This is a genomic window from Salinisphaera orenii subsp. halophila YIM 95161 (assembly GCF_003732545.1).
Classification (GTDB): Bacteria; Pseudomonadota; Gammaproteobacteria; order Nevskiales; family Salinisphaeraceae; genus Salinisphaera; species Salinisphaera orenii_A.
The window spans coordinates 1-978 of the sequence record NZ_AYKF01000030.1 but is presented as its reverse complement, the minus strand read 5'-3'; the positions used below and the strand labels follow the sequence as shown (position 1 = coordinate 978).

The window sequence follows — 978 nt, the reverse complement described above, 5'->3', positions numbered from 1 at the left end:
GCTAGAGCATTTTGCGTATTTGGTAAGTCATCTATAGCCGGCATGGGCGAGCAGGTTGCGACATTCGGCCGTGGTGAATTGGTCCAGGGCCTGCGCGATGCCGTCCCAGAGAGCCGCTCGGGTACGCGCCGCAGTGCGTCGCAATAATGCTTTGAGCTTGGCAAACGCCATCTCGATCGGATTGAGATCGGGCGAATAGGGCGGCAGATAGAATAGCCAAGCCCCAGCGCCTTCGATTGCGTCGCGCACGCCCGCCACTTTGTGGGCGGCCAGATTATCCATGATCACGATATCGCCGCGCGCCAGTGCGGGCGCCAGGATCTGTTCGGTATAGGCTCGAAACAGCGCGCCGCTCATGGCCCCGTCGAGCACCATAGGCGCCACGAGACCGTGCTGGCGCAGACCGCTCACAAAGGTCGTGGTCTGCCAATGACCGCGCGACACGCCCGCCTTACAGCGGGCCCCGCGTTCGGCGCGGCCATAGGCGCGCGCCATCGCGGTCGAGGTCGCCGTTTCGTCGATGAAGACCAGGCGCGCCGGATCGAAGATCATCTGTTGGTCAAACCACACTCGGCGAGCGCAGGCGACATCCGGACGCTGTTGTTCGATCGCGTGCGCGGTCTTTTTTTAAACGTGAGCCCCTGGCGATGAAGAAATCGGCACAAGGTCGCCAAGCTGGTCTTCACGCCACGCTCGTGGTCCAGATGCCGCGCGAGCTCGGCCAGGGTGAGATCGCGCTGATGCGCAATCTGCGTTCGGATAAACACGGCATGTGCGTCGAGCTTCGAGCCGTGGTCTGGCTTCTTGCCCGGTCGACGGGCCGTTTGCTGGCCCGTCGATCGCCATTGATCGGCCCACCGAATAGCGGTCGCCGAACTGACGTCGAAACGCACCGCCGCGGCCCGTGCTGATTGACCATTCTCAATCGCGCGCAGCACACGACTACGCAAATCCGAACTATAGGCGCCCGGCATTACG

Annotated in this window: 1 protein-coding gene; it reads right to left on the bottom strand. The window is 62.7% G+C overall.

Translation table 11 applies throughout. The features are described from left to right. Positions 1–27: 27 nt before the first annotated feature. Positions 28–974 (bottom strand): IS630 family transposase gene (locus SAHL_RS02605; protein ID WP_123589856.1). Its coding sequence is split into 2 segments (ribosomal slippage): positions 28–627 and positions 630–974, totalling 945 coding nucleotides; the frame shifts between segments, so codons are not numbered across the junction. Between the last annotated feature and the right edge of the window lie 4 nt (positions 975–978).